22 protein-coding genes and 1 tRNA gene are annotated in these 25,495 nt (G+C 65.6%); 12 read left to right on the top strand and 11 right to left on the bottom strand.

Annotation, left to right across the window (positions count from 1 at the left end; genetic code table 11):
- The first annotated feature begins 53 nt into the window (after positions 1 to 53).
- From AT984_RS16215 to AT984_RS16225, 3 genes are all read left to right on the top strand, one after another.
- A complete protein-coding gene (locus AT984_RS16215) occupies positions 54 to 611 on the top strand; it encodes a 6,7-dimethyl-8-ribityllumazine synthase (protein WP_058720987.1) in 558 nt (185 codons plus the stop codon).
- Between the two features lie 171 nt (positions 612 to 782).
- Positions 783 to 1,445, top strand: coding sequence for an alpha/beta hydrolase (locus AT984_RS16220; RefSeq protein WP_058720988.1), 663 nt, complete (start codon positions 783 to 785; stop codon positions 1,443 to 1,445).
- A 69-nt stretch (positions 1,446 to 1,514) separates the two neighbouring features.
- Complete coding sequence (locus AT984_RS16225; RefSeq protein WP_058720989.1) at positions 1,515 to 2,003, top strand: LEA type 2 family protein; 489 nt, start codon at positions 1,515 to 1,517, stop codon at positions 2,001 to 2,003.
- A 1-nt stretch (position 2,004) separates the two neighbouring features.
- Here the strand turns inward: AT984_RS16225 and AT984_RS16230 are convergent, their stop codons facing one another.
- Positions 2,005 to 2,997: a 2-dehydropantoate 2-reductase gene (locus AT984_RS16230; RefSeq protein WP_058720990.1), complete on the bottom strand. Its 993-nt coding sequence runs from the start codon at positions 2,995 to 2,997 to the stop codon at positions 2,005 to 2,007.
- 90 nt (positions 2,998 to 3,087) lie between these two features.
- Here AT984_RS16230 and AT984_RS16235 point away from each other — a divergent pair, with 90 nt between their 5' ends.
- The 6 genes from AT984_RS16235 to AT984_RS16260 all read left to right on the top strand — a co-directional run bounded on the left by AT984_RS16235 (position 3,088) and on the right by AT984_RS16260 (position 8,736).
- Positions 3,088 to 4,329 (top strand): CaiB/BaiF CoA transferase family protein, encoded by a 1,242-nt coding sequence (locus tag AT984_RS16235; RefSeq protein ID WP_058720991.1) that lies wholly within the window; start codon positions 3,088 to 3,090, stop codon positions 4,327 to 4,329.
- Positions 4,330 to 4,487: 158 nt separating this feature from the next.
- Positions 4,488 to 5,663 (top strand): sensor histidine kinase, encoded by a 1,176-nt coding sequence (locus AT984_RS16240; RefSeq protein WP_156422058.1) that lies wholly within the window; start codon positions 4,488 to 4,490, stop codon positions 5,661 to 5,663.
- The gene (locus AT984_RS16245) at positions 5,660 to 6,427 is read left to right on the top strand and encodes a LytR/AlgR family response regulator transcription factor (protein WP_058720993.1); all 768 of its coding nucleotides are present in this window, start codon (positions 5,660 to 5,662) and stop codon (positions 6,425 to 6,427) included. Before AT984_RS16240 ends, AT984_RS16245 begins: the two co-directional genes overlap by 4 nt.
- A gap of 13 nt (positions 6,428 to 6,440) precedes the next feature.
- Positions 6,441 to 6,911, top strand: coding sequence for a RidA family protein (locus AT984_RS16250; RefSeq protein WP_058720994.1), 471 nt, complete (start codon positions 6,441 to 6,443; stop codon positions 6,909 to 6,911).
- A gap of 68 nt (positions 6,912 to 6,979) precedes the next feature.
- Entirely contained in the window at positions 6,980 to 8,293 is a 1,314-nt protein-coding gene (locus tag AT984_RS16255) for an acyltransferase (RefSeq protein ID WP_082680365.1), read from the top strand.
- Positions 8,290 to 8,736, top strand: a complete 447-nt coding sequence (locus AT984_RS16260; protein ID WP_058720995.1) for a lactoylglutathione lyase — start codon at positions 8,290 to 8,292, stop codon at positions 8,734 to 8,736. The genes AT984_RS16255 and AT984_RS16260 overlap by 4 nt, the downstream gene beginning before the upstream one ends.
- A gap of 87 nt (positions 8,737 to 8,823) precedes the next feature.
- Here the strand turns inward: AT984_RS16260 and pepF are convergent, their stop codons facing one another.
- The gene (gene pepF, locus AT984_RS16265) at positions 8,824 to 10,725 is read right to left on the bottom strand and encodes an oligoendopeptidase F (RefSeq protein WP_156422059.1); all 1,902 of its coding nucleotides are present in this window, start codon (positions 10,723 to 10,725) and stop codon (positions 8,824 to 8,826) included.
- Positions 10,726 to 11,005: 280 nt separating this feature from the next.
- Entirely contained in the window at positions 11,006 to 11,371 is a 366-nt protein-coding gene (locus AT984_RS23040; RefSeq protein ID WP_156422060.1) for a hypothetical protein, read from the bottom strand.
- A 359-nt stretch (positions 11,372 to 11,730) separates the two neighbouring features.
- Here AT984_RS23040 and AT984_RS16275 point away from each other — a divergent pair, with 359 nt between their 5' ends.
- Complete coding sequence (locus AT984_RS16275; protein ID WP_231741442.1) at positions 11,731 to 12,285, top strand: thermonuclease family protein; 555 nt, start codon at positions 11,731 to 11,733, stop codon at positions 12,283 to 12,285.
- 18 nt (positions 12,286 to 12,303) lie between these two features.
- Here the strand turns inward: AT984_RS16275 and AT984_RS16280 are convergent, their stop codons facing one another.
- Together AT984_RS16280 and AT984_RS16285 are read right to left on the bottom strand one after the other, a co-directional pair.
- Positions 12,304 to 13,359, bottom strand: a complete 1,056-nt coding sequence (locus AT984_RS16280) for a DMT family transporter (protein WP_058720999.1) — start codon at positions 13,357 to 13,359, stop codon at positions 12,304 to 12,306.
- Between the two features lie 45 nt (positions 13,360 to 13,404).
- The gene (locus tag AT984_RS16285; RefSeq protein ID WP_058721000.1) at positions 13,405 to 15,360 is read right to left on the bottom strand and encodes a 3'-5' exonuclease; all 1,956 of its coding nucleotides are present in this window, start codon (positions 15,358 to 15,360) and stop codon (positions 13,405 to 13,407) included.
- 324 nt (positions 15,361 to 15,684) lie between these two features.
- On the opposite strand from AT984_RS16285, the gene AT984_RS16290 reads away from it, so the two are divergent.
- A complete protein-coding gene (locus AT984_RS16290; protein ID WP_058721001.1) occupies positions 15,685 to 18,318 on the top strand; it encodes a cation-translocating P-type ATPase in 2,634 nt (877 codons plus the stop codon).
- Between the two features lie 79 nt (positions 18,319 to 18,397).
- Here AT984_RS16290 and AT984_RS16295 read toward each other — a convergent pair whose 3' ends face one another.
- Genes AT984_RS16295 through AT984_RS16305 form a run of 3 tightly spaced genes read right to left on the bottom strand, consistent with a single transcriptional unit; the run spans position 18,398 to position 21,338 of the window.
- Positions 18,398 to 19,195, bottom strand: coding sequence for a metallophosphoesterase family protein (locus AT984_RS16295; protein WP_058721002.1), 798 nt, complete (start codon positions 19,193 to 19,195; stop codon positions 18,398 to 18,400).
- Positions 19,192 to 20,214: a diacylglycerol/lipid kinase family protein gene (locus AT984_RS16300; RefSeq protein WP_058721003.1), complete on the bottom strand. Its 1,023-nt coding sequence runs from the start codon at positions 20,212 to 20,214 to the stop codon at positions 19,192 to 19,194. Before AT984_RS16300 ends, AT984_RS16295 begins: the two co-directional genes overlap by 4 nt.
- 35 nt (positions 20,215 to 20,249) lie before the next feature.
- Positions 20,250 to 21,338, bottom strand: coding sequence for a DUF3616 domain-containing protein (locus AT984_RS16305; protein WP_058721004.1), 1,089 nt, complete (start codon positions 21,336 to 21,338; stop codon positions 20,250 to 20,252).
- A gap of 381 nt (positions 21,339 to 21,719) precedes the next feature.
- Between AT984_RS16305 and AT984_RS16310 the strand changes: the two genes are divergently transcribed.
- Positions 21,720 to 22,136, top strand: coding sequence for a tellurite resistance TerB family protein (locus AT984_RS16310; protein WP_058721005.1), 417 nt, complete (start codon positions 21,720 to 21,722; stop codon positions 22,134 to 22,136).
- A 219-nt stretch (positions 22,137 to 22,355) separates the two neighbouring features.
- Here the strand turns inward: AT984_RS16310 and AT984_RS16315 are convergent.
- The 3 genes from AT984_RS16315 to AT984_RS16325 form a co-directional block, all read right to left on the bottom strand.
- Positions 22,356 to 22,431 (bottom strand) — tRNA-Phe (locus AT984_RS16315).
- 70 nt (positions 22,432 to 22,501) lie between these two features.
- Positions 22,502 to 23,215, bottom strand: a complete 714-nt coding sequence (locus tag AT984_RS16320) for a response regulator (RefSeq protein WP_058721006.1) — start codon at positions 23,213 to 23,215, stop codon at positions 22,502 to 22,504.
- An 11-nt stretch (positions 23,216 to 23,226) separates the two neighbouring features.
- Positions 23,227 to 25,494 carry a sensor histidine kinase gene (locus tag AT984_RS16325; RefSeq protein ID WP_058721007.1) on the bottom strand — a complete coding sequence of 756 codons (2,268 nt, stop codon included), beginning with the start codon at positions 25,492 to 25,494 and terminating at the stop codon, positions 23,227 to 23,229.
- Between the last annotated feature and the right edge of the window lies 1 nt (position 25,495).

The raw sequence follows: 25,495 nt of genomic DNA on the forward strand, positions 1-25,495 counted from the left end.
CGCGCTTGCGTGCCTGCGCCCTGATTCTGGCAACCATCCTATTGAGGACCACCATGAATCAGACCCAAGGACTGAAGCAATCCCAACTCGCCACCCCAGGCTCGGCACCGCCTGCCGGCCGCGCCCACCAGGGCAAACGCCTGGCCATCATCAGCGCCAGCTGGCACAAAGGCATCGTCAGCTGCGCCACCGAAGCCTTCAAGGCCGAGTGCCGACGGCGCGGAAAATGCGCCGACGAGATCGACCACTTCGAGGTGCCGGGGGCGTTTGAAATCCCGCTGCATGCCAAACGCCTGGCGCTGAGCGGCCGGTACGAGGCCATCGTGGCCTGCGCCCTGGTCGTCAACGGCGGCATCTACCGGCATGAGTTCGTGGCCGGCGCCGTCATCGACGGCCTGATGCGCGTGCAACTGGACTGCGATGTGCCGGTGTTCTCCGCCGTGCTGACGCCGCACGACTTTCACGAACATGAGGTGCACCAGCAGTTCTTCCGCCAGCACTTTGTCGAAAAAGGCCGCGAGCTGGCCCAGGCCTGCCTGGACACCGTGAGCAGCTTGGCGCGTCTGGAGCACTTGCAACACCAACCCATCGGCGAGCTTGAGCTTGCCTAAGCGAGCGGCGCGTCGCTAGTGACGCGGCAGACGGCGCGGCGCGCTGTGCCGTCTGCCAAGCCCATTGCGCGCTCATGGGCCCGGCCGCGGGCTCAGCCATCCGCCGTGACCTTCAGCGCCGCCACGCCAGCCCGCTACCATCGGGCTCATCCGAACACCCTAGCCCGCACCATGTCACTCGTCACGATTGAACTGAACCCCGCCAGCGCTCCGCGCGCCACCTTGATCGTCTTGCATGGCCTGGGCGCCGATGGCGCCGACTTCATCCAAATGTTCGACGCCCTTGATCTGGACGCCGTTGGCCCCGTGCGCTGCGTCATGCCGCGTGCGCCCGAACGGGCCGTCACCATCAACAACGGCTACCGCATGCGGGCCTGGTACGACATTGCCGGCAGCGATCTGCAGCGCCGCGAAGATGAAGCCGGCCTGCGCCTGTCCACCCAACAAATCCACGCCTTGCTGGACCGCGAGATCGCCAATGGCATGCCGGCCGAGCGCATCGTGCTGGCCGGCTTCTCGCAAGGCTGCGCCATGACCCTGCTGGCCGGCCTGCGCTACCCGCAGCGCCTGGCCGGGCTGGTGGGCATGTCGGGTTATCTGCCGCTGGCCGAGGCCACCGCGGCGGAACGCCACAGTGCCAATAACAACACCCCCATCTTCCTGGCCCACGGCACCCGCGACCCGGTGGTGGCCCTGGCCCGCGGCGCAGCGGCACGGGACAAGCTGCAGACCCTGGGCTATGCGCCGGAGTGGCATGAATACCCGATGGAACACTCGCTGTGCATGGAAGAGGTGCAAGACCTTAACCAGTGGTTGCTGCAAGTGCTGGCCTAACTGGCCTGTGGGCCAGCCAAGCGCCTAACTGAAATTCAAGACGCATCCGACTCAAGAAGGAACCGCCGCATGAACGCTGCCAACGCCCGCCGTCAATTTCTGCACCGCACCCTCACTGCCGCCGCGCCCGCCGCCGCGCTCATGCTGCTGGGCGGCTGCGCCGCGCTGGGTCAGCGCGAGGCTTTGCGCGTGAATGTGGTGGGCGTCGAGCCGCTCAGCGGCGAGGGCCTGGAGCTGCGCTTGTTGGTCAAGCTGCGCGTTCAGAACCCGAATGAAACGCCGGTCGAATTCGACGGCGCGGCGATTGAGCTGGAGCTCAACGGCAAGAATTTCGCCAGCGGCGTCAGCGACCAAAAAGGCACGGTGCCACGCTTTGGCGAAAGCATTTTGCAGATCCCGCTGACCATCTCCGCCTTCGCAGCCCTGCGCCAGGCGGTGAGCTTTGGCAGCGTGGCCGAACAGGGCGAGCTGCCTTATGTGCTGACCGGCAAACTGGCCGGCGGCATGTTCGGCACGGTGCGCTTCAGCGACAAGGGTTTGTTGAAGCTGCCCAAATAGCTCACTGAGGATTCAAGCCCTTGCTCTGCGCCATCAAGCGCACCAGGCCGAGCAAGGCATCGGTGAACGGCGTCTCCATCCCCAGCTTCTGCCCGATTTCGCGCGCCGCGCCGATCAGGGCGCTGTACTCCAGCGGGCGGCCCGCCTCGGCGTCTTGCAACATCGAGGTTTTGAAGGCGCCCAGCGATCGGGTGATGGCATGACGCTGCTCGGGCGTTTGATCCACCGCACAGCCCATGCGCGCGCCGATCTCGGCGGCCTCCAGCATGATGCGGGTCATCAGGCCGCGCACCAAGTCGTCGTCGAGGATGCGGTCGCAGGTGGCGCCGGTCAGGGCGGACATGGGGTTGGTCGTCATATTGCCCCAGAGCTTGTACCAAATATCGCGCTGGATGCGCTCGGACACGCTGACCTTGAAGCCCGCTCGGCCTAGGAGTTCGGCCAATTGCAAGACCGACTCGGGTCGCCCACCCGAGGGCGCACCGATGATCAGGCCCATGCCCATCACATGACGCACCAGGCCCGGCTCGGGCGTCGCGCAGCTGGCGTGGACCACGCAGCCGATCACCTGCTCGGCCGGGATCAGGGCAGCCACCACGCCGCCAGGGTCCACGCTGTCCAGATGCTGACCTTCCAGCTCGCCGCCCAGGCCCTCGAAGAACCACCAGGGCACACCATTCATGGCCACCAGCACACGGGTCTGCGCGCCCAGCATGGCCTTGACGGACGGCGCCACGGCAGCCAGGGCCGGGCCTTTGACGGCCAGGATGATCAGGTCTTGCACACCAAGCTCGGCCGGGTCATCGCTGAGCCGGGCCGGCGTCACGCTGATGCGCTCGCCGCCCGTGTCCATGCGCAAGCCGTGCTGGCGCAGCGCGGCCAGGGTGGCGCCACGCGCCAGCACACTCAGCTCGACCTCCGCGCCCAGTTTCGCCCCCAAAAAGGCGCCAAACCAACCCCCAATGGCGCCCGCGCCAACAATGCAAATTTTCATGACAGCACACCCACGCTTGAACAGATGGCGGCAGTCTCGCATAGCCGGCGCGGGGCGAGACGAGCAACTTGAACACGCCACAATGCAGGCATGAATACGCCTGATACGCCCAGCGCCACATCCACACTGTCGCCCGTTTCGCAAGCCCTGCCCCTGGCCGGCCTGCGCGTCATCGAGTTCACCCATATGGTCATGGGCCCCACCTGCGGCATGGTGCTGGCCGATCTGGGCGCCGAAGTCATCAAGGTCGAGCCGCTGACGGGCGACAACACCCGCCAACTGCTGGGCGCGGGCACGGGTTTTTATCCGCTGTTCAACCGCAATAAAAAGAGCCTGGCGCTGGACATCAAACACCCGCGCGGGCTGGAGATCGTGCTCAAGCTGCTGGCCAGTGCCGATGTGTTCAGCGAGAACTTCAAGAGCGGCAGCATGGAGCGGCTTGGCCTGGGCTATGAGGCCTTGAGCGCGCTGAACCCTCGGCTGATTTACGTCAGCCACAAGGGCTTTCTGCCCGGCCCCTATGAGCACCGCACGGCCCTGGATGAGGTGGTGCAGATGATGGGCGGCCTGGCCTATATGACTGGCCGGCCAGGCGACCCGCTGCGCGCCGGCAGCAGCGTCAACGACATCATGGGCGGCATGTTCGGCGCCATCGGCGTGCTGGCGGCGCTGCAGGCGCGCCATCAAACCGGGCGCGGCCAACAAGTGCAATCGGCCCTGTTCGAAAACAATATCTTTCTGGTGGCGCAGCACATGATGCAGTTCGCCATCTCCGGCAAAGCGCCCGACCCCATGCCCAACCGCATCTCGCCCTGGGGCATTTACGACGTCTTCAGCGTCAAGGACGGGGCGCAGATCTTCCTGGCCGTGGACAGCGACACGCAGTGGCAGATCTTTTGCCAGGCCTTTGGCTTTGCCGACTTGGCGCAAGACGCCCGCGTGACCAGCAATAAGCAGCGCGTGCTGGCGCGCGAGTGGCTGCTGCCCGAGCTGCGCAGCCGCTTGGCCGCGCAGCCGGTGGCCGAGATCAGCGCCGTGTTCGAGCGCGAAGGCCTGCCCTTCGCCCCCATCACCCGGCCCGAGCAGCTGATGGACGACCCCCATCTGCTGGCCACCGGCGGCCTGGCCCCCATGACCCTGCCCGATGGCCGCGCCACCCGCGTGCCCTTGCTGCCGCTCACCCTGGACGGCGAACGCCTGCCCCTGCGCCTGGACCCGCCGCGCCTGGGTGAGCACAGCGAAGCCTTGTTGCAGGAGCTGGGCTACAGCCCGGCGCAGATCGAGGCGCTGCTGGCCGAAGGGGTAATTGGGCAAGCGTCGCCAAGCCCGTGAGGCTAGACGCGTTTGCGCGACTTGTACCCAGGTCGGCCATGACAGGGCTTCAGCGCCTTGTGAATCATTGACACTCTTTGTGGCGCAAGGCGCTTGCGCCGGGGCGAGATGGCGGTCAAGGCCTGAACCAGCGCCCAGCCCGTGATAGCGTGACAACCATGCCTTTCGCCCCCGCAAGCTCGCCCACGGCCGCAAGGCCGGCCCCCATCGCCTCGCAGCGCCGCCTGCTCTGGTGGGCTTACGCCGCCCTGGTGCTGGGCGTGGGCCTGCTGCTGAGTCTGGCCGAGCTGCAGCATTACCAGGCGCGTGGCGGGCCGCATCCCTGGGAGCCTTTTTTGTGGGAACTCAGCAGCGTGCTCATCGTGGGCTTGCTGGCCATTGCCCTGTTTCGCTGGCATGCGCGGCTGCGCGACCAGGGCGCGCCACTCTGGCGCTTGCTGCTGGGGCATCTGCTGGGCTTGGGGCTCTTTGTGCTGCTGCACGTGGCCGGCTTGCTGCTGCTGCGCGCCAGCGTCTATGCCTTGATGGGCATGCCCTATCAGCATGACGAACTGCCCACCATGTTCGCCTACGAGGGCGCCAAGGACAGCATCAGCTACCTGCTCTTCGTCTTCATCAGCGAAGGCCTGCGCCTGGCCAATGCCGAGCAAGCGCGCCGCCATGAACTGGAACGCTTGCGCAACGAGTTGGCCGAGGCGCGTTTGCAGCGCTTGAGCGATCAAATCCAGCCGCACTTTTTGTTCAACACCTTGAACCTGATTTCCTCGGTGATGTACAAGGACGTGCAGCGCGCCGACCGGCTGCTGTGCGAGCTGGCCACGCTCTTGCGCCAAGCGCTCAATGCCCAGCACAGCGAGCGCCACACCCTGGCGCAGGAGTTGCAACTGGTGCAACCCTATCTGACGCTGATGCAGGCCCGCTTCGGTGAGCGCTTGCAGGTCAGCTTGGAGGCCAGCACGGCAGCGCAAGCCTGCCTATTGCCCAGCCTGCTTTTGATCGCGCCGATTGAAAACGCCATCACCCACGATGTGGCCCAGCACCTGGGCCCCGTGCAACTGCGGCTGTACGCTGAGGTTGCCGCCGGCCAATTGCGGATCACCGTAGACAACAGCGGCACCGCCCCCAGCCGCGACACCCGCGCCGGCGCCATCGGCATGGCCAATACCCGCGAGCGCCTGCAAGCCAGCTATGGCGCGCGGGCCAGCGTCAAGCTGGAAAGCTTGGGCAGCGGCAGCCGCCTGAGCTTGAGCCTGCCGGCGCAAATGGCGGAGACCACCACCAATCTCCCGGCTAAGCCCAAGGCCACACTCACCGCTGCGGACATGCCCAGATGACGCCCCTCAAGGTCTTGATCGTCGACGACGAAGCCCCGGCCCGCGCCAAGCTGCGCCGGCTGCTGCTGGCCCATGCGCCTGCTGTGCAAGTGATGGGCGAGGCGGGCGATGCCCTGGAGGCCTTGCGTTTGGCCGAGGCGCTGCAACCCGACCTGGCCTTGCTGGACATTCAGATGCCCGGCATGAGCGGCCTCGAGCTGGCCCTGGCCTTGCCGCCCGCCACCCACTGCGCGTTCTGCACCGCGTTTGAGCAACACGCCTTGCGCGCCTTTGAGCTCAATGCGGTGGACTATCTGCTCAAGCCTTTTAGCGCCGAGCGCCTGGACCAGACCCTGGCCCGGCTGCGCCAGCGCATCCAGGCCAGCATCAGCAGTGGCGATCGCAGCAACAAAGAGCGGCCCCGCGCCGCCCTGCTCAGCGCCCTGCAACAATTGCAGCCGGTCAGCGGCCACTGGCTGGTGCCGCAGCGCGGCGGCGGCTTGATGAAGCTGGCCTTGGCGCAGGTGGAATGGGTGGCTGCGGCGGACAACTACATCGCGCTGCACGCCCCGCCCGCCCAGCATCTGGACCGCCACACCCTGGCCGATTTTCTGGCCCATGCCGCCGTGCAGCAGGCTGGCTTTGTGCGGGTGCACCGCAGCCATGCGGTCAACCCGGCGCATATCCACAGCATCGCCAGCCTGGCGCGTGGCGAGGCCGAATTGACGCTCAGCTCGGGCGCCAAGCTGCGGGTCTCGCGCGGCTATCGTGAACAACTCATTTAGGAAACCCTCAGGCATGACACCCGAACAAAGACTGCAGGCCCTGGGCCTGGAACTCCCCAGCGGCGGCGCGCCTGCCGGCAACTATGCGGCTGCGGTGCAAGCCGGCGACTTGCTCTTTCTCTCCGGCAAGGCGCCGCTAGCCATCGCGGGCGAAAGCCCCAAGGGCCGTTTGGGCGAGCAGTACGACGCCGAGCAAGGCTATGCCCTGGCACGCTCCGCCTGCCTGGCTCTGATCGCGGCCATCAAGGCCGAGCTGGGCTCACTCGACCGCGTGCTGCGCATCGTGGAACTGCACGGTTCTATCAACAGCACGCCGGAGTTCGAAGAACACGCCGAGGTGCTGGACGGCGCCTCCGACCTGCTGGTGGCCGTGTTCGGCCCCGCCGGTGTGCATGCACGCTCGGTGATCGGCGTGGCCTCGCTGCGCAAAGGCGTGCCTTTGACGGTCAAGGCCACGCTGCAGATCCGCGCTGCCGCGCACTGACCCCAGGCCAAAGCCAACTCGCCCCAGAACGCTTGGCCGCAGCGGCCCGGCGGGCGATGCTGGCCGCCATGGCACACACATCACTTCCTCCGCATATCGGCAGCGCTGCGCACGAATCACAAACATCGTCGCAGCGCCTCTTCTTCCTCGACTGGCTGCGCATCCTCGCCTTCGGCTTGCTGGTGGTCTATCACGTCGGCATGTATTACGTCAGCTGGGGCTGGCATGTCAAAAGCCCGGCGGCCAGCACGACGATCGAGCCGCTGATGCTGCTCAGCTCGCCCTGGCGCATGGGCCTGCTCTTCCTGATCTCGGGCGCCGCCCTGATGCATGCCCTGGCCGCCAAGCCACAGCCCGCAGGTGCCTTCTTCCGGCGCCGCAGCGGCCGCTTGCTGTGGCCTTTGCTGTTCGGCATGTTGATCATCGTGCCGCCGCAGTCCTACTTCGAGGTGATCGCCAAGTTCAGCTACAGCGGCAGCTATCTGGACTTCATGCCCGACTATCTGCGCGGCAATGCCGACTTTTGCCGGCTGGAAGAAGGCCGCCGGCGCTGCCTCAGCCTGCCGACCTGGAATCATCTGTGGTTCTTGCCCTATCTGTGGGCCTACACGGGCCTGGCCCTGCTGCTGGCACGTTGGGCGCCGCGCCTGCTGGCATGGGGCAGCGAGTCAATCGCCGCGCGCAGCGGCTCCACCCTGTTTCTGATGCTGCTGGGCGCGCTGCCACTGATGGCGGCGCGCGTCACGCTGATTCAGTTCGAGGTGACGCACAACCTCGTCTGGGATTGGTACGCCCATGCGCAATACCTCGGCTTGTTTGTGCTCGGTTACCTGATGGCCAGCGCTGGCGATAGCCTGTGGCTTGGCCTGCGCCGCCTGCGTTGGCTGGCTTTGGTGGCGGCCCTGTGCAGCTGGGCAGGGCTGATGTTTTACTTCCAGGCCTATGCCGATACCCCACCGCCCGACGCGCTGCGCTACGCCATGCGCCTGCTGTGGGGCGGCATGCAGTGGTGGGCCTTGGTGGCGGTGTGCGGCTTTGCGCGGCAGTGGCTGAACCAGGACAGCCCCCTGCGCCAGCGCCTCAGCGCCGCAGTGTTCTGCGTCTACATCCTGCACCAAACCCTCATCGTCGTGCTGAGCCAGGCCATCAAGCCCTGGCACTTGCCGCCCTTGGCGGAGGGCTTGGCCTTGATCTCGCTCACCGCGGCGCTATGCGCCCTGGGCTACACCCTTGCGCGCCGGCTGCCTGCGCCCTTGGCCGTGCTGCTGGGGGTGGAGCGCAAAAGCGCGCTGCAATATCCCCCGCAATATCCTTCCAACAGCGCCAGCGGCCGGCAGCCGCGACAATCCGGCTCAGTCCTCACTGCCGAGAAGAAATCATGAAATACCTGCACACCATGGTTCGCGTCACCGATCTTGAAGCCTCGCTGAAGTTTTACCGCGATGCGCTTGGGATGGTGGAAGTGCGCCGCAACGAATTTGAGGCCGGCCGCTTCACCCTGCTCTATCTCGCCGCCCCGAGCGACGCAGCGGGCCCCTACCAGCCGCAAGTGGAGCTGACCTATAACTGGCCCGATGCCGATGGCAAGAGCGAGCAGTACACCGGCGGGCGCAATTTCGGCCACCTGGCTTTTGCCGTGCCCGACATCTACGCCGCCTGCCAGCGCCTGGCCGACCACGGCGTGACCGTGCTGCGCCCACCGCGCGACGGCCGCATGGCGTTTGTGCGCTCGCCCGATGGCATCTCGGTTGAGTTGCTGCAAGACGGCCCCGCGCTGGCGCCGGCCGAGCCCTGGGCTTCGATGGCCAATACTGGTAACTGGTAAAAAACGGCGCCGCGACACGCCTTCGTCGTCATGAAAAAAGGGCCCGATCACTCGGGCCCTTTTGCTTGGCGATGAACTGGAATGTGCTTACTTGCCGGCCTTCTCAGCATTAAGCTTTTCCAGCTTGTCCATGGTCGCATTCATGCGGCGCATCAGCGCACGGTAGGGCTCGGGCGAAGCCAGGTCCACACCGGCCGCCAAAGTCAGCGGATAAGCATCGCCCGAGCTGCCGGCCTTGAGCATGGCGAAGTACTTGTCACGCAAGGCGGTGTCGCCCATGCGAATGCCTTCGGCGAAGAAGGCCGCAGCGCTGACGCAGGTGGCGTACTGGTAGACGTAGAAGTCGTTGTAGAAATGCGGGATGTAGGCCCACTCGATGCCGTAAAGGTCATCGATCTTGACCACGCCTTGCGCGTCGCCGTGATAGCGCTTGAGCAGGTCGAGATAGGTCTTGGTGAACCATTCGCCGGTGACGGCTTCGCCCTTCTCCACCGCCTCGTGCGACTTCAGCTCAAACTCGGCAAACATGGCCTGGCGGAAGAAGGTGCTGCGGATGCTTTCCAGCTCCTGGCTCAGCGCGAAGATTTTCTCCTCGCGTGTGGCGGCCTTCTCGACCATGTGGTCAACCAGGAACAGCTCGTTGGCCGTTGAGGGGATCTCGGCGATGAAGGTCGAGTAGTCAGCCGTCTCAAAAGGCTGAGCGGCATTGGACAACACCGAGTGCATGGCGTGACCCCACTCATGCGCCAGGGTCGAGACGCTTTGATACTCGCCGTTGAAGCTCATCAGCAAATAGGGGTGCACATCGTAGGCAGCCGGGTTCATGTAGGCGCCCGAGCGCTTGCCGCGCTGCGGCACCGCATGCATCCAGTTGCCCTTGAAGGCTTGATCCAGCTTGGTGGTGTAGTCGCTGCCCAGGGGCGCCAGGGCGGCCAGGGTCAGCTGCTCGGCCTCGGCCAGGGTGTAGCTGCGGCTGGTCTTGGCCAGCGCCACATAACCGTCTTGATAACCGGGGTTCTTCAGGCCCAGCATCTTGCTGCGCAGCTTCAGGTAACGATGCAGCGTGGGCAGGCCGGCATTGGCCTCTTGCACCAGGCTGCGGTAGACGGCCTCGGGGATGTTGTCATTGCCCTGCGCCATGGCAACGCTGCTGGGGAACTGGCGCGCCTTGGCCTTGAACACGGTGCCGCGCAGATTGGCGGCGTAGATGGCGCCCAGGGTGCGCTCGTAGGCCTTGTACACAGGCCAGAAAGACTTGAAGACTTGCTCACGCACCTTGGGGTCGCGGTCATCGCGCAAGGACACGTATTGCTCCTGATCCAGCACCACCTTCTTGCCACGCACGGTGATGGTGGGCCAAGGCAGATCGGCATTGGTCAGCAGGCCGTAAATGCTTTGCGGCTGCTGCATGGGTTCGGCGGCGGAGGCCAGCAACGCCTCTTCCTTCAGGCTCAGGGTGTGAGCGGCCAGGCGCAGAATCGTCGTCAAACCCTGCTTGTGCTTGGCCAGGCGCGGCTCAGCAGCCAGATAGGCCTCGACCTTGTCGCGGCCTGTGGCAGTGACTTCGGCATTGACGAAAGACACCGCCTCGCCGAACTGGTTGTTGGCCGAGCTGGCCAACTGATCACGCGCTTGATTGGCGGTGATCTGGGTGTTCTCGTCGGCCAGCAAGCTGGAGTAAGTCACAAGGCGGCCCAGGCGGCGGCGCACCGCGGAGATTTGGTCCAGGCCGTCGGCCATGCTCTTGCTGCTGCTGCCCAGCGTGCCTTGCAGGGCCTTGAGCTTGGGCAGCTCGGCCAGGATGGCCAGGCGCTCGGCTTCCCAGGCGGCCTCATTGGCATACAGCGGCGTCAAATCCCACACGCCCTGCCCGGCCGGCACGGCGGCCGTGGCCGACTTGGCGATTGCAGCGGCGGCCAGCGCCGGCTCAGCGGTGGTGGAGAGCAGCGCCAGGGTCGCTGCCAGAACAATCACGGAGGGTTTCAACATCTTGATGAAGGGACTTTGCAAGGAATTCGCGGGTAGCGAAGCGGGTGGAAGAGGAAGTGAAAACTTGTGGTTCTGTGTGCGCAATCAAGTGGGGTGGATTCGCCTGAAGCGCGTTCGCCAGGGCGGCGATTGTCAACCCAGCCGGCGCACACGGCCCGTGCCACAAGTCCTGGCCGGCGCCAAAAACAAACAGCCCCGGTGGACTTTTCATGTCCACCGGGGCTGGTCTTGCTGACACGGGCCTCGGGACTAGCCCGGGCCGTGCAGTTGAATGGCCACTTTACTTGGCAGCGGAGGCTGCGGCAGCCGGGGCGGCCGTCGTTGTTGCTGCAGCTGCAGGAGTAGCAGCCTTTGGATGGGCATGCTTCTTGTCATGCTTGTGGCCGTGAGCCGCGTCCGCAGCGGCGGCCGGCTTGGCGGCGCCCGTGGTGGCCACAGCCGGTGTAGCGGTTGCGGCGGTGGTTGCTGCAGGTGCGGCTGCGGTGGTGTTCGTGGCGGCAGCAGGGGCAGCAGTGGTCACGGCTGGTGCGGCAGTTGCCGTGGTCTTGGCAGGAGCCGTCGCAGTGGCGGCCGGTGCTTGGGCGAAGGACGCCACGGCCAGGGTAGACAAAGCTGCTGCAGCGATGAAAGACGTGATCTTGGACATGATTAAAAGCCTTCTAAATGAACCCGATTTGCTTCGGGTTTCTCAAGCGAGCCTGGCATTTGCCGGCTTGTGATCTCAACGAACGCCCCCTCGCAACGGTTGACCCTCAGTGCGTAACGAATTGTTCGTTTCTCCGCCGGGCCATCTGGCGCGCCATCCGTCACACCCATGCCGCGCAGGCACACGCAGGCACTGCCCGCTGATGGGATGATGCGAGCCTTTTGTACAAGCCGCGCCAGCGCCGCAATGCCCCACCCCTATCGCATGTTGAACCCATCCTCTACGCACGCAGCAGCAGCAGCAGCAGCAGCAGCAGCAAGTCACGCGGCACAAGCTGACTCAGCCGGAGTCAGTCGCTCTTGAACGCTAGCTACACCAACGCCCCGCGCACCGCCTCCACACTTCACTTGCTCACCGCATCCAGCCGCAGGCTCTTGATAGGCCTGAGCCTGGCGCTGCTGGCCAGCACTTGCCTGGCCAGCACAGTCGACAAACTTCTCGATGGCCGCGTGGTCGGCGTGGCCGATGGCGACACCATCACCGTGCTTGACCAAGCCACCCAGCCGCACAAGATCCGCCTGGCCGGCATTGACGCGCCAGAGAAGCACCAAGCCTTTGGCCAGCGGGCCAAGCAGAACTTGTCCGACTTGGTCTACGGCAAAAACGTCAGCGTGGTGTGGCGCAAGAAGGACCGCTACGGCCGCATCATCGGCAAAGTGATGGTGGGCCCGATGGATGCCTGCCTGACGCAACTCTCGCAAGGCATGGCCTGGCATTACAAGCAGTACGAGAAGGATCAGCCCGCCGCTGAACGGCGCAGTTATGCCGCCGCTGAGCAGCAGGCCCGCCAGCGTGAGCTGGGCCTCTGGCAGGAGGAGCAACCCACCGCGCCCTGGGACTTCAGAAGGCGCTGAAGCCCGCGGTGACGCCCTTCAATGTGAATGGGTGTGATGCGCGTCCGGCACATGCGCATGGCTGTGCCGCGTGGGCTGATGCACATGCGGGTGGCTGTGCGGGCCTGTGGGCATGGGGTCGTGGTGATGGTCGTGGTGGCCGTCGTCATGCCGGTGTGCATGCTCATGCACCAGTGCTTCATGCTGATGCTCATGCGCGTGCGATTCCGCCAAGTGCAGGATCACCCCCACCAGCATCAAGGCGCCGCCCGCCACCATGCCCCAGCCAGCGGAGCGATCCCCCAAAGCAAATGCAATCGCCGCGCCGATGAAGGGCGCAAACGCGAACACCGAGCCGGTACGCGCCGCGCCAAAAGCGCGTTGCGCCAGCAAGTAAAAACGCAGGCTCAGGCCATAGCCTGTGGCGCCCACGGCCAACAAGCCCAGCGCAGCCAGGGGCGCTGGCAAAGCTTCGCCGCTGAGCCAGGCCAGAAGCGCGGTGGCGGCCGAGCCCAGCGCGGCTTTGGCCAGCACCACCTGGCCGGGGTCACGCTCGGCCAGCGCCCGCGACAAGCTGTTGTCCATGCCCCAGGCTGCCGTCGCCAGCAAAACGGCCAAAAGGCCCAAGAGCTGGCTGCTGCCGTGCAAGCCTTGATCCAGCACCAGCAGCACCCCGCCGCCCAGCAAAGCCAGCAGCCCCAGGACCACGCGCCGGTCCATGGTCTCGCCATACAAGCGCCAGGCCAGCAAGGCGGTGAACAAAGCTTCCAAGGTCAACATCAGCGAAGCGCCGGTGGCGCTGCTACGCTGCAAGCCCCAGGCCAAAGCCACCGGCCCCAAGGCGGCACCAAAGCCAGCCACGGCCAGCAGACGAGGCAAATCGCTGCGGCGCAAAGCGGCTTCCCGCTTGGCCGGCTGACGCAGCAGCAAGCCGACCAAGGCCGCGCCCACATAGAGCAAGGCCGCCGTGCTGAACGGACCCAGGCCCCGACCAAAATACTGCAGCAATGGCGTGCTGGCGCCAAACAAGCCGGCGGCCAGCAGAGCCAAGAGCCCGCCTTCAAGCGCAGGACGGTGAGGGCGAAGCGAGTTCATCTGGAGTCCTTGGAATTGGATGGGCCACCGGCCGGGCGAGCTCGCCTAAGCGCTCAGCAAGCCAGCGTCGAGCAGATAGCGCGAGGGGCTGGCGGGATTAAACGCCAGGGTCAGGCGTTGCCGGGCGCGCGTCATCGCCACATAAAGTAGATTGCGGTTCTCCGCGGCGCTGACATCGCCGCTGAACTCACCGCGTGAGAGGTGGGGGATCAGCACATGGTCGAATTCCAGACCCTTGGCCGCCTCGATGCTGGACAGAGTGATGCGGCGATTGGCCCGCATGCGTAGCTGCTGCGCCTCCAGCTGATGCAGCACGCGGAACACATCGGCCAGCTCGCCACCTTCTTGCTGCGCCAGCTGCAGCAGTTGCTCCACATTGGCGCGCACCTGCTCGATGTCATCTTTGCGCACCAGCACCGCTTGGGCCAGGCGCTGCGGCTTGAGTGCAGCCATGAAGACATCCACAAAAGCCGGCAAATCATTCATCTTGAGCACGCTGATGGCGTCACGCAGCAACGGCAAGGCGGTGGCCGAGGCATTGCGCAAGACCTGACCCTCGATGAAGCTGCGCATGCCGTCGGGGTCGCTGGCGGCCTCGTCGATGGCCCGGCGCTGCGCGGTCAGCGCATCGACATGACGCAGCTCGATACTGTCGATCAAGGCACCGGCGAACTGCATCAGCGCGGCCAGCACCGCCGCGCGCTGCGCCTTGGTCTTGAAGCCGCTGAAGTCGTCCATGCAAAAAGCCTGCAGGCCGCGCACCAGCAAAATCTCCGGCCGCTGCAAAAATGGTTGCACGCCGGCGCAGGCATAGTCCAGGCCCAGCTGCAGCAATTCGCGCTCGATCGGGATGGAATAGGCGGGTTGGCGCAACAAGATGCGCAACTCATCTTGCTGGCTCTGACCCATATGCTCGCGTGCCACTTGCGCGATCAGGCGCGCCATCACGCGGGTGGATTCACAAGGCAGGCTGACGATCTGCGTCGCCAACTGCTCGACGGCCGCATAAGGCTTGCCCGCCAGCGCGCCCACGGCCTGTGCCAAGACGGGGCCGAAGCGATGGCTGGCCGTGAGGGGCAAGCGCAGGGGTGCGCCAATCTCATGCTCAAAATGCTCGGCCATGAAGCCGGCCTCGGCGCCGGCCTGTGAGTGAATCACTTGGTCGCGGTCACCCACGCCCACAAAGGCGGCGCGGCGGTTGGCGCCCAGCAAGGCCTTCAGAATGGTGAACATGGCGCGGTTGGTGTCGTGCATCTCATCCACCACGATCAGCGCCAGACCCAGCGCAAAGGGCGAGTCCTCGGCGCTGAACTCCTCCGCCATGATGGCGTGGGCCAGGTCGTAAGTGGCGTCGCCCTCGAAGCGAAAGGCCGGATGGTCCGGGTGGCCGCCGCGCCGGATCAACTCGTAGGCGGAGCGCACGCGCAGGGTCAGATAGTCAAAGCCCAAGGTCTCGGCCAGGTCGGGCGTGATGCGGGCACCCTCGTCCAATTGCTCGATCAACATGCGCCCTTTGATCACCTCAAACGAGCGCAGCAAGCCTTCCACCAAGGCGCCGGGCGGCATTCCCAGCGTCAACTCATCGGGGTAGCGCTCTTCGGGCAGGGTCTGCGCCCGCTCGATGGCGCGCACGACGAAGGGCTTCACCAGCGTGGGCGTGGCCAGCAGCTCCGTGCCCGGCCCTTCACGTTCGGCCAGCAAAGCCGCGCTGAAGGACTCGAAGCTGTGGATATGCATCTGCTCGATCTGCTCCGCCGCCAGGCCAATCAGGCGCAGCTGCGTGCGCAAGGCCTGCACCGCCGGGGCGGTATAGGTCAGCGCCAGCACCATGTCCGGCCGGGCGCCGCGCGTCAGCGCTTGGGCAATGCGCAAGGCCAAGGTGGAGGTCTTGGCGGAGCCGGCATTGGCCTCGATCAGCACATGGCGAGCCCGCGTGGTTTGAATGAGCAACTGCTCGGCACTGGGCTGGATGCGCTGCGGGACGAAAACTGAATCTGACATTGAGGGACGGCTTGGGCGTTCGGCGGGACGTAGCTGCCAGTGTCGGGCAAAAGTGGCTGCAAACAGGGCGCGCAGCGCGATCACTTCGGCGATTGCGCTGCGCTGAGCCAAGTCGCTGCGTTCGACAGCGCACAGAGCGCGGCTGTGTGTGCATCTAATCTCGGCATGCGCAGGTCGCAGCCCAGACGCTTGGGCAAAGCCGTGCGCTGCCCTTGGGCGCATTTTTTCATGCCGGCGTCAAGCGCAAAGCCTAGGCTGTGCCGACTATGCCGAGCGCGGCAACCGCGCCGCCATCCCTTCCCATTGAAAAGTTAGCATCACGATATGCAAGCCACCGGCCTGACCGAGACCCAAGCCCGCGAGCAATTGGCGCGCGAGGGGCCCAATGAGTTGCCGGTGTCGCGCCCGCGCAGCGTGCTGCGGCTGTTGGCAGACATCGCGCGGGAGCCGATGTTTCTGCTTTTGGTGGCCTGCGGGGCGATCTACCTCGTGCTGGGCAATCGCAATGACGCGCTGATGCTGCTGGGCTTTGTGTTCGTGGTCATGGGCATCACTTTTGTGCAGCAAAGGCGCACCGAGCGATCGCTAGAAGCGCTGCGCGATATGTCCAGCCCGCAGGCCTTGGTCTTGCGTGAGGGCAAAACGCGCAAAGTGCCGGGCCGCGAGTTGGTGTGCGGCGACATCGTCTTGCTGGCCGAAGGCGACCGCGTGCCGGCCGATATGGACTTGCTGGCAGCCGCGAATCTCACGGTGGATGAGTCCATGCTCAGCGGCGAATCGGTGCCGGTGAGCAAGCAGCTGACAGCTGCCACCGACACAAGCGCTGCGGCCAGCCCGGCGCCGGTGGATGACAAGCACGACGAACAGGAAGCCGGCAGCGACAACACCGACCGGGTCTTCTCCGGCACGCTGGTGACCCAGGGCACGGCCCAGGGCCGCGTGGTCGCCACCGGTGAGCGCAGCGCTCTGGGGCGGATCGGCAAGTCACTGGAAGGGCTGGGCGGCGAGGACACGCCGATCCAGAACGAGACCCGCAAGGTGGTCAAACGCGTGGCCATCATCGGCCTCTTGCTGGCCGCCGGCCTGGCCCTGGCTTACGGTGTTAGCACCGGGGACTGGTTGCACGGCCTGCTCGCGGGCCTGACGCTGGCCATGGCCATCCTGCCCGAAGAACTGCCGGTAGTGCTGACCCTATTCCTGGGCTTGGGCGCTTGGCGCCTGGCGCGCGAGCAGGTCTTGGCGCGCAGCATCCCGGCGGTTGAGTTGCTGGGGGCGACCACGGTCTTGTGCGTCGACAAGACCGGCACCCTCACCGCCAACCGCATGGCCGTGCGCAGGCTCTGGACGCCAGCGGCCAGCTACGACAGCGCGCAAGCCGCCGACAAGCCGCTGGGCGAAGACCTGCACGAAGTGCTCGAATTCGCCGTGCTGGCCAGCCACCGGCGCGCCTTCGACCCGATGGAGGCCGCTATCGGCGCCGCCGGCCAGCGCCTGCTGGCCAACACCGAGCATCTGCATGCCGACTGGACGCTGGTGGATGACTACCCCTTATCGCCCGAGATGCTGGCGATGTCCCGGGTCTGGCAGTCGCCCGATCTGCAAGCCCGGATGATCGCGGCCAAAGGGGCGCCCGAGGCCATCGTTGACCTCTGCCATATGGACGCCACCCGCCACGCCGCCGTCGCGACGCAAGTCGCGCTGATGGCCAGCGCGGGGCTGCGGGTGCTGGGCGTGGCGCGGGCCAGCTTGGCCGCGGCAGAGCTGCCCGCCGAGCAGCATGATTTCGACTTCGAGTTCCTCGGCCTCATCGCGCTGGAAGACCCGGTCCGCCCCGAGGTGCCGCAAGCGATTGCCGAATGCAAGGCCGCAGGCATACGCGTGGTGATGATCACCGGCGACCACCCGGCCACCGCCAGCTCCATCGCGCGCCAGGCCGGGCTGAACACCGAGAGCGGCCCGCCCATCACCGGCACCGAACTGGCGACGTTGAGCGAGGCTGAGCTGGATAGGCGCCTTGCCGACACGCACATCTTCTGCCGCGTCCAGCCCGAGCAAAAGCTGCGCCTTGTGCAGGCCTTCCGCGCGCGCGGCGAAGTGGTGGCGATGACGGGCGACGGCGTCAACGACGCGCCGGCGCTGAAGGCCGCGCACATCGGCGTGGCCATGGGCGCGCGCGGCACCGATGTGGCCCGCGAGGCCGCCGCACTGGTGCTGCTGAACGACGACTTCACCGCCCTGGTGACGGCGGTGCGCTACGGGCGCCGCGTCTTCGCCAATCTGCGCAAGGCCATCGTCTTCGTGATCGCGGTGCATGTGCCCATCGTCGGGCTATCCATCCTGCCTGTGCTGCTGGGCTGGCCCATGCTGCTGATGCCGGTGCACATCTTGTTCCTGCAGCTGATCATCGACCCGGCCTGCTCGGTCGTCTTCGAAGCCGAGCCGCTGGAGCCGGACGCGATGCGCCAGCCTCCGCGCCGCCCAGACGCGCGCTTATTCGACCGCGCCGTGCTGGTGCGCGGCCTCTGGCAAGGTGCGGGCTTGCTGGCCCTGCTGCTCGGTGTATTCGCGTTGACGCGAGCCTTCTCCGGTTCGGACGAAGTGGCGCGCGCGCTGACCTTCTCGGTGCTGGTGCTGTCCAACCTGGGCCTGATCTACGCCAACCGGTCCTGGAATCGGCCCGCCCTGCTGGTCGGCGACACAGGCGCGCCTGAGGTGCCTGGCGTACCGGGAACGAGCCCCAAATTGGGCGGTTTGAACCCCACCTTCCTGTGGATGGCACTGGCCACCCTGAGCTTGCTGGCCATCGTCCTGGCCGTGCCCGCCGTCCGCGCCCTGTTTTCCTTTGCCCAGCCCTCGCCGCAGCTGCTGCTGGCCGGCTGCGGCGCCGCGCTGCTGAGCCTGGTTTGGTTCGAAGCCGTCAAATGGGGACTGCGGCCGCGCGCGGGCACGGCGGCTTAAATTCGCTCAGCGTCGGTCTTCGTCACCGCTCCCATCCTGCTGTTCCTCGCGGACTGGCCAGCGACGCGTCGCAGCCCACTCAAGCCCTGGCCGGCCGGACCTCGATGAGCTTGGCGCGCAAGAAGGCTTGAGCGTCAAGCGAGAAATCCCACTGCTCGATGCGGCAGCAGCCAGGCGCCGAGTCCGCGCCCCAGCGCAGCAGGTTCACCGAGTTGGGCACGCCCATGCGCAGCCGAGACGAGACGGCCGTGCCCGCCTGCACGGCCCACAGCGGACGCGCCAGGCCTTGCAGCGGCATCACATAAGGCAGGTGGATGTGGCCGCCCATGATGAGGTCGGCCCCGGCCTCAGCCCAGCGCTCGAGCGCGGCCGCATGCCCGCGCAGACGGTTGGACAGATCCTCGACACGCGTGACCGCCACGGGCTGGTGCACCACCACCACCCGCAGCTGGGCGGCTTCGGCGCCCGCCAAAAGTTGCGCCACATGGTCGACCTGCTGCCCGGAGATCTCGCCATGCTTGTGCCGCCAGGGCCGCGTGGTGTTGACGCCTAGCACCAGCAAATCGGGCGAGCGGTGTAAGGGTTCAAGGTCCACGCCGAAAGCAGCGCTGTAGCGCGCATAGGGGCGGCGCAAGCGCGCCCACAGGTCGAACAGCGCGATGTCGTGATTGCCGGGAACGGCGAGCACCGGCGCGCCGAGGCTGTCCACAAACGCGCGTGCGGCCCTGAACTGCGCCGGGCGTGCGCGCTGAGTGATGTCGCCAGACAGCACGATCAGATCGGGCCGCTGCTGGCGGGCCAGCTTGGTCAAGGCGTCGACGACCGGTGCCTGCTCGGTGCCGAAGTGCGTGTCGGAGATCTGCAGCAGGAGGCTCACAGGCTGGCCCCGTCCGTCGGGGATGCGGCGTCGAGGGCAGCAGCCTTGGGCGGCACTTTCTGCTGCGTTATTGGCTGCGGCCTCAGCAGGTAAAGCGGTTTGGCGAGCACGCGAATGTCGAGCGGCGCGCGCATCATCGCCACCTCGCCGTCGAAGGCCACCTTCACCCCGCGACGGCCCTGCGCCAGCGTGGGTCTGACCACCAGGTGATCAAATTCGAAGCGATCAACGCCGGCGGCCTCACCCAGCCTGCCCATGGCGCCATGCAACATCAAGCCCATCATCGACAGCGTTCCGATGGGCCGCAGCACCAAGGCGGCCATGCTGCCATCGCCCGGCGTGCCGGCCAGGGTATCTTCTGGCTCCGCACCGAACTGCTGGAGTTGCAGCCGGTTATTGCCCACAAACAGCGTCAAGGTTTGCATATCGCGAACCGTGCCGCCTGTTTCGATATGCAGCCGCAACCGGCGCTGCGCGCGCAGCAGGGTCGCGCAGGCGGCCACAAACGCCACCCAGCGGCTGCGGCCGAAGCGGGCCTTGTAGGCTTCTCGGTCTTCCAGCAAATCAGGATAGAGCCCCAGGCTGGCGTTGACGAGGAACACACGCTCGTTGATGCCGGCCACCTGAACGGGCACCGGCGCTGAATGCAGCAGCAGGCGGACCGCTTCGGCCGGGTCGGCGGGAATGCCATGCGTGCGGGCAAAGTAGTTGAACGTGCCCTGCGGCACCACGCCCATGGCGCAGCCCGCAGCGTGAGCGGCCTGCGCCACCGTGTTGAGCGTGCCGTCACCACCGACGGCGACCACGGCCGCGCGGGTGGCCAAGGCCCGCTGCGCCGCTTCACGCGCCACGTTCGCCAAATCTTGGGGCGTGCAGAAGTGCAAGTGGCCGCTGCGTCCTTCTGCCCGCAGCACCGACTCGATGACTTCGCGCTTCATGTCCGCATCGCTGCTGCCGGCAGCGGCATTGATGACGAACTGGATCGGTGCGGCAGGATCGAGCTCAGGGGCTTCGGCCATGATGGATTGACTCAAGGGGCTCGCGGTGAATGCCCTCAGTCGCGGCTCAGCAAGTCGCCGAAGACTGCGTGTTCACCATCCTTGCGATCGGCACCTGGCGCGTCGTACAGGACGAGCCAACGCGCCTTGCCTCCGGACAGCGCCGGCGGCAAATCGCAGATCGCTTCAGCCCGGTTGCTTCCGCGTCCATGCGGCAGGGGCACTGACTCGGTCAATGCATCCTCGAAACGCACGGGCTCGCGGTTGGCGGCCAGCAAGGATCGGGCGGCGGGCCACTTGAAGACGCGAATGTCACCGTTCAGCACCATCGTCGGGCCGGCCAGGATGTAGAGGTCATCGCCCGAGAAGTGCAGATCGCGAATACCCAGCCCGTCAAGCTGCAGGAAATGCTTGCGGATCAGCGTGCCACGCTCGTCCAGCGGCAGCAATCGCAGATCGTCAGCGCGGGCCTCAACCTCGATCTCAATCAGCGCCGACCAGCCCCTCAGCACCGGGCCGCGCAGGCCAAGCAACAAGCGCCGGCCGTCGACGGCCAGGCCTTCGATGTCAAAGCCGTTGTCCTTGCCCGGGATGGCCATATAGGGGCCGAAGTGGGGATCGTCGGCCAGCACGCGCGTCAGCAGATTTGACTCGGCATTCCCCTTCAGGCGCAGCGCCTTGCGGCCGTCCTGGGCCTGCCGCACCAGGCAGGGCTCGCCCTTTGCATTGGCCTCGATCGGCAGGCAGGCCAACAAGCGCCGGTTGCTGCCGAGCGAGACCTTGGCCAGGCGCTTGGCGTTCTCAGCATGGCCCCGGTCTGGCTTGGCGTTCTTGCGCTTCAGGCCATGCGAGCCGACCACCCAGAGGTAGCCATCGGCCACGGCCATGCCTTCCAGGTCGGCCTCTTCCTCGGCCGTGCCGGGCAAGTCCAGCAGATCCGCGAGGGGGAAATCGCGTGCCTCGCCAAAGCGCAAGGCTTCGCGCCCGACGGGTTCGAGCCGGCGCAAACGATCCAGGCCGCAGGCTTCGTCGCCAGCCACCCAAAGCCAGTCACCGGTGAAGGCGGCCCCCGACAGATTGGATTGAACCAGGGAGCCGGGAGCGAACTCCAGACGGGCGGCGTTGGCGGTGCGAGTTTTCGGCATCAGATCGGTCTCCAGAGGGTGAGGCGCCCAGAAGGCGGGCGCGAGGCAAGGCGTGCACGCGGCATGCAGCGAACGCTGAAGTGTGAGGTCGAAACCCCGGCGGGTGTTCAGCTTTGTCCGATGTTGGAGTTCGCGAAAAGCTGCTTTTTCGGAAGCGTTAGGAGACCCACATTCCGCTTGCCACCCACCGATGGAGATCCGCGTTGCAAGTGCTCGTCAAGTCTCGCCACCCGCATGCCGCAGAACTGCGCGGCCCGACCGGGCATCGCGCGCCCTCCGATTTTGCGGGTGTCGCGCCCTGTGCTGCGCGAATGCTATGCAGTGCTAAGGCACAACTTCGACTGATCTAAGTCCAACATCAATCACCCAAGAGGACTTCCCATGCGCCACTATCCCGTGAACAGCCCGCAAGCAGCGGCCCGCATCGTCGCCTTGACGGTGGTCGCCGACGGCGACATTGCGGCCTCAGAGATCGAATGCCTCGACCGTCTCGCCGTGCATGAGCAGCTCGGCCTGACACGCCATGAACTACTCACGCTGCTGGACCACTTCTGCGAAGACTTGCTGTCGAGCGGCCAGTTGAACTGGGCCGATATTTGCCCGGTAGACGAGCGCACGCTGGCGGACCTGATGAGTGAAATCGAGGATTTCACGCTGCGACTGAAGGTGCTGCGCTTGTGTGTCGAACTTGCTGAAGCCGACGCGCATGTCGACGACGGCGAATCGGCCGTGCTTAGCGCTGCCGTCGAGCACTGGGGACTGCACCGCGAAATGTTTCGGCCGCCGGCCCGGAACTGATCAGCGCGTCCCGCTCGGCTCTTTCGTGCTGCGGGTCGGTGCGGTGGCTGGCCGGCATGCGGAAATCGCTGCCAATCGAACGTTCAAGAGCGAAGATGCCACTCACCGGGAATTGGTGGACATAGCAAGTCTGCGCACATCCGCCGTCACATCCTGAGCGGGCAAGAAAAAAGCACTTAGAGCCAATAGCGCTAAGTGCTTAATTTCATTAGGTATTCTTGGTGGCCTGGGGCGGAATCGAACCACCGACACGCGGATTTTCAATCCGCTGCTCTACCAACTGAGCTACCAGGCCAACTTGATCTTTTTCAGATCGTCTTCGCTGCAACTCAGCGAAGACCGCAACTATAGCACCATTTTTTCAATCAAACACCAGATCCGCGTTTATTTCTACTTAAATCGACACCGAGCTGCTTGAGCTTGCGGTACAGATGGGTGCGCTCCAGGCCGGTTTTCTCGGCCACGCGGGTCATGGAGCCGTTTTCCTTGGCGAGATGGAACTCGAAGTAGCTCTTCTCGAAAGCGTCGCGGGCTTCGCGCAGGGGGCGGTCCAGCTCGAAAATTTGCTCGGAGGCGATGCCCATTTGCGGCGCCGAGGGCATGGTGTTGATGGTGGAGCCATGCACGGGTGCTGCCACCGGGTAGACCGGGCTGATGCTGTCGCTGCGGGTGTAGCTCAGCGGCGCGCCCATCGGTGCGGGTGCGGGGCGCGGGGCCACCTTGACCAGGGCCTGCTCCACCGCGCGCAGCAGCTTTTGCAGCGTGATGGGCTTTTCCAGGAAGGCGATGGCGCCGACCTTGGTGGCTTCCACCGCGGTGTCGATGGTGCCGTGGCCGCTCATCATGATGACGGGCATGGTCAGCAGGCCGGCCCCGCCCCATTCTTTGAGCAGGGTGACGCCATCAACGTCGGGCATCCAGATATCCAGCAGCACGAGGTCGGGGCGAGCGCGCTCGCGGGCGGCGCGCGCCTGCGCTGCGTTCTCGGCCAGTTCGATCGTGTGGCCCTCATCGGTGAGGATTTCAGACAAGAGGGCGCGTATGCCCAGTTCGTCGTCGACTACAAGAATTGTTGCCATGGAGTCCTAGTTCACTCTTGTTTTTGGGCAGTGCCGCCGTCGGCCGCTGCAGTCGCGAGTTTTGAAAATGATAACGAAACTTGTGCACCTATCACGGCCGCCGTCTCGTCACCCTCTAAATGAAGGTTGGCCAGACGGATGCGCGCGCCGTGTTCATCGGCGATTTTTTTCACCACCGCCAGCCCCAAGCCGGTGCCTTTGGTCTTGGTCGTGACATAAGGTTCGAAGGCGCGTTTCAACACTTTTTCGGCAAAACCCGCGCCGTTATCGCTGATCAGCAGGCGCAGGGCGCGTGGCTCACCGGCCTCGGTAAAGGCTTGCTGGGTTCGCACCAGCACCTGTCCATCGGCGCGGTCTTGCACGGCATCAAGCGCATTCTGTACCAAGTTGTGAATGACTTGCCGTAATTGGCTGGCGTCGCCCTTGATTTGCATCGGCGCCAAGGCCAATTCGGCGCGCAAACGGCCGGCTTCCTGGGCCTGTGAGTACAGGGTTAGCACCTCGCTCACCAGGGCATTGAGGTCCAGGTTTTTCAGATTGGCCGAAGGCAGGCGGGCGTAGTCGCGGAACTCGTTGACCAGCTGCTTCATCGACTGCACTTGGTTGACGATGGTCGCCACCGAGCGCACCAGCATGGCCTGATCCGCCCCTTCGAGCTTGGCTTCGAGCTTGTGCTGCAAACGCTCGGCCGAGAGCTGAATCGGCGTGAGCGGATTCTTGATCTCATGCGCCAGGCGCCGCGCCACCTCGCTCCAGGCGGCCGAGCGCTGGGCCGACACCACTTCAGAGATGTCGTCGAACACCATCAGCCGCGCACCCTGTGGCAGCTGGGCGCCGCGCACCAAGAGGGTCAGCACATCCTGGCCGGCTTCGACCTGCAGCTCGAAAGCGTCTTGCCAATGGTCACGCTCGCCGGCTTCGGGGTTGTATTGGTCAAAGCGCTGCCACACCGATTGGGCAAAGGCCTGCAACTGCGGCACCTCATCCAGGCGGCGGCCGCGGTAGGCCGACAGCGGCAGGCGCAGGATGCGGGTGGCGCCGGGGTTGACGGTGTCGATGTGCTGCTGCGCGTCGAACACGATCACGCCGGCGGTGAGGTTGTCCAGAATGGTTTGCAGATTGGTGCGGGCGCCTTCCAGCTCAGCCACGCTGCGCTCCACCATCGCGCGGGCGTCTGAGAGCTGCTCGGTCATGTCGGCAAAAGATCGGGTCAGGCCGCTCAGCTCGTCGCGCGAACTCAGCATGGGTTTGCGGCTCAAGTCGCCGCGAGCCACCTGGCGCACGCCTTCGGCCAAAAGCAGCAAGGGCCGCGCCAGCTGATTGCCCAGCGTGACGGCCAGCAGCAGCGCGGCAAACACGGCCAACACCAGGGCCAGGGTCAGGGTGCCCAGATACATGCGGCGCAGGCCGTCGCGCTCCAGGGCGCGCTGCTGATATTCGCTGCTGGCGGCCTGCACGGCCAGGGCATTGCGCAGCACGGTGGGCGGGATGCGCCGCACCATCATCAAATAGCGCTCGGCCCCGCTGCTATCACCCAGGCGCAGATCGGTACTGGGCAGCAGCGCCAGGGCGCGGATCTGCGCCTGGCCTTGCAGGGCCAGGGCTTCGTCTTCCAAGCCCTCCAGCTGGCTGAATGCCAGGCTGCTGCGGGCCTGGCGCAGCATGCTTTCAGATGGCCGCTCGGGGCTCAGCACACTGGCGTCGCCGCCGGCCGAAAGAATGATCTGCCCATTGCTGCCCACCAGGGCCACGGTGCGCAAGCCCATTTGCTCGCGCAGGCGGTTCAGCGCCAGAGGCTGCGGCAGGTTGGCATCACGCTCGGCCAGATGGTCGGCCGCCTCACGGGTCTTCTTGCCCAGGTCGCTGGCCAGCTCGTCCAAGGTGCCGCGGCCCAGATTCAAGCCGGCGTCCAGGGCGCTGGCCAAGCGCACATCGAACCAGCTGTCGATGCTGCGATTGACGAATTGGTAGGACACGCCGTAGATCAGCACCCCTGGCACCACACCCACCAGGGCAAAGATGCCGGCCAGCTTCATCAACAAGCGGCTGCCGAACTTGCCGCTGCGCACCCGCAGGGCCAGGCGGATGGCCGCGCCGCCGATCACCAGCACCAGCACCGTGGCGACCACGGCATTGACCCAGAACAGCCAGACCGAATGCCGCTCCAAAAAACCGCGCTGCGAGGTGGCGCCGATGGACAGCAAGAAGGCCAGCACACCGCAAACCCCCGTCACGGCCACCATCGAGATGACCCATGCCCACCGCGCGGCTTTGCTCATT

The sequence above is a fragment of the Paucibacter sp. KCTC 42545 genome, from assembly GCF_001477625.1.
Classification (GTDB): domain Bacteria; phylum Pseudomonadota; class Gammaproteobacteria; order Burkholderiales; family Burkholderiaceae_C; genus Paucibacter_A.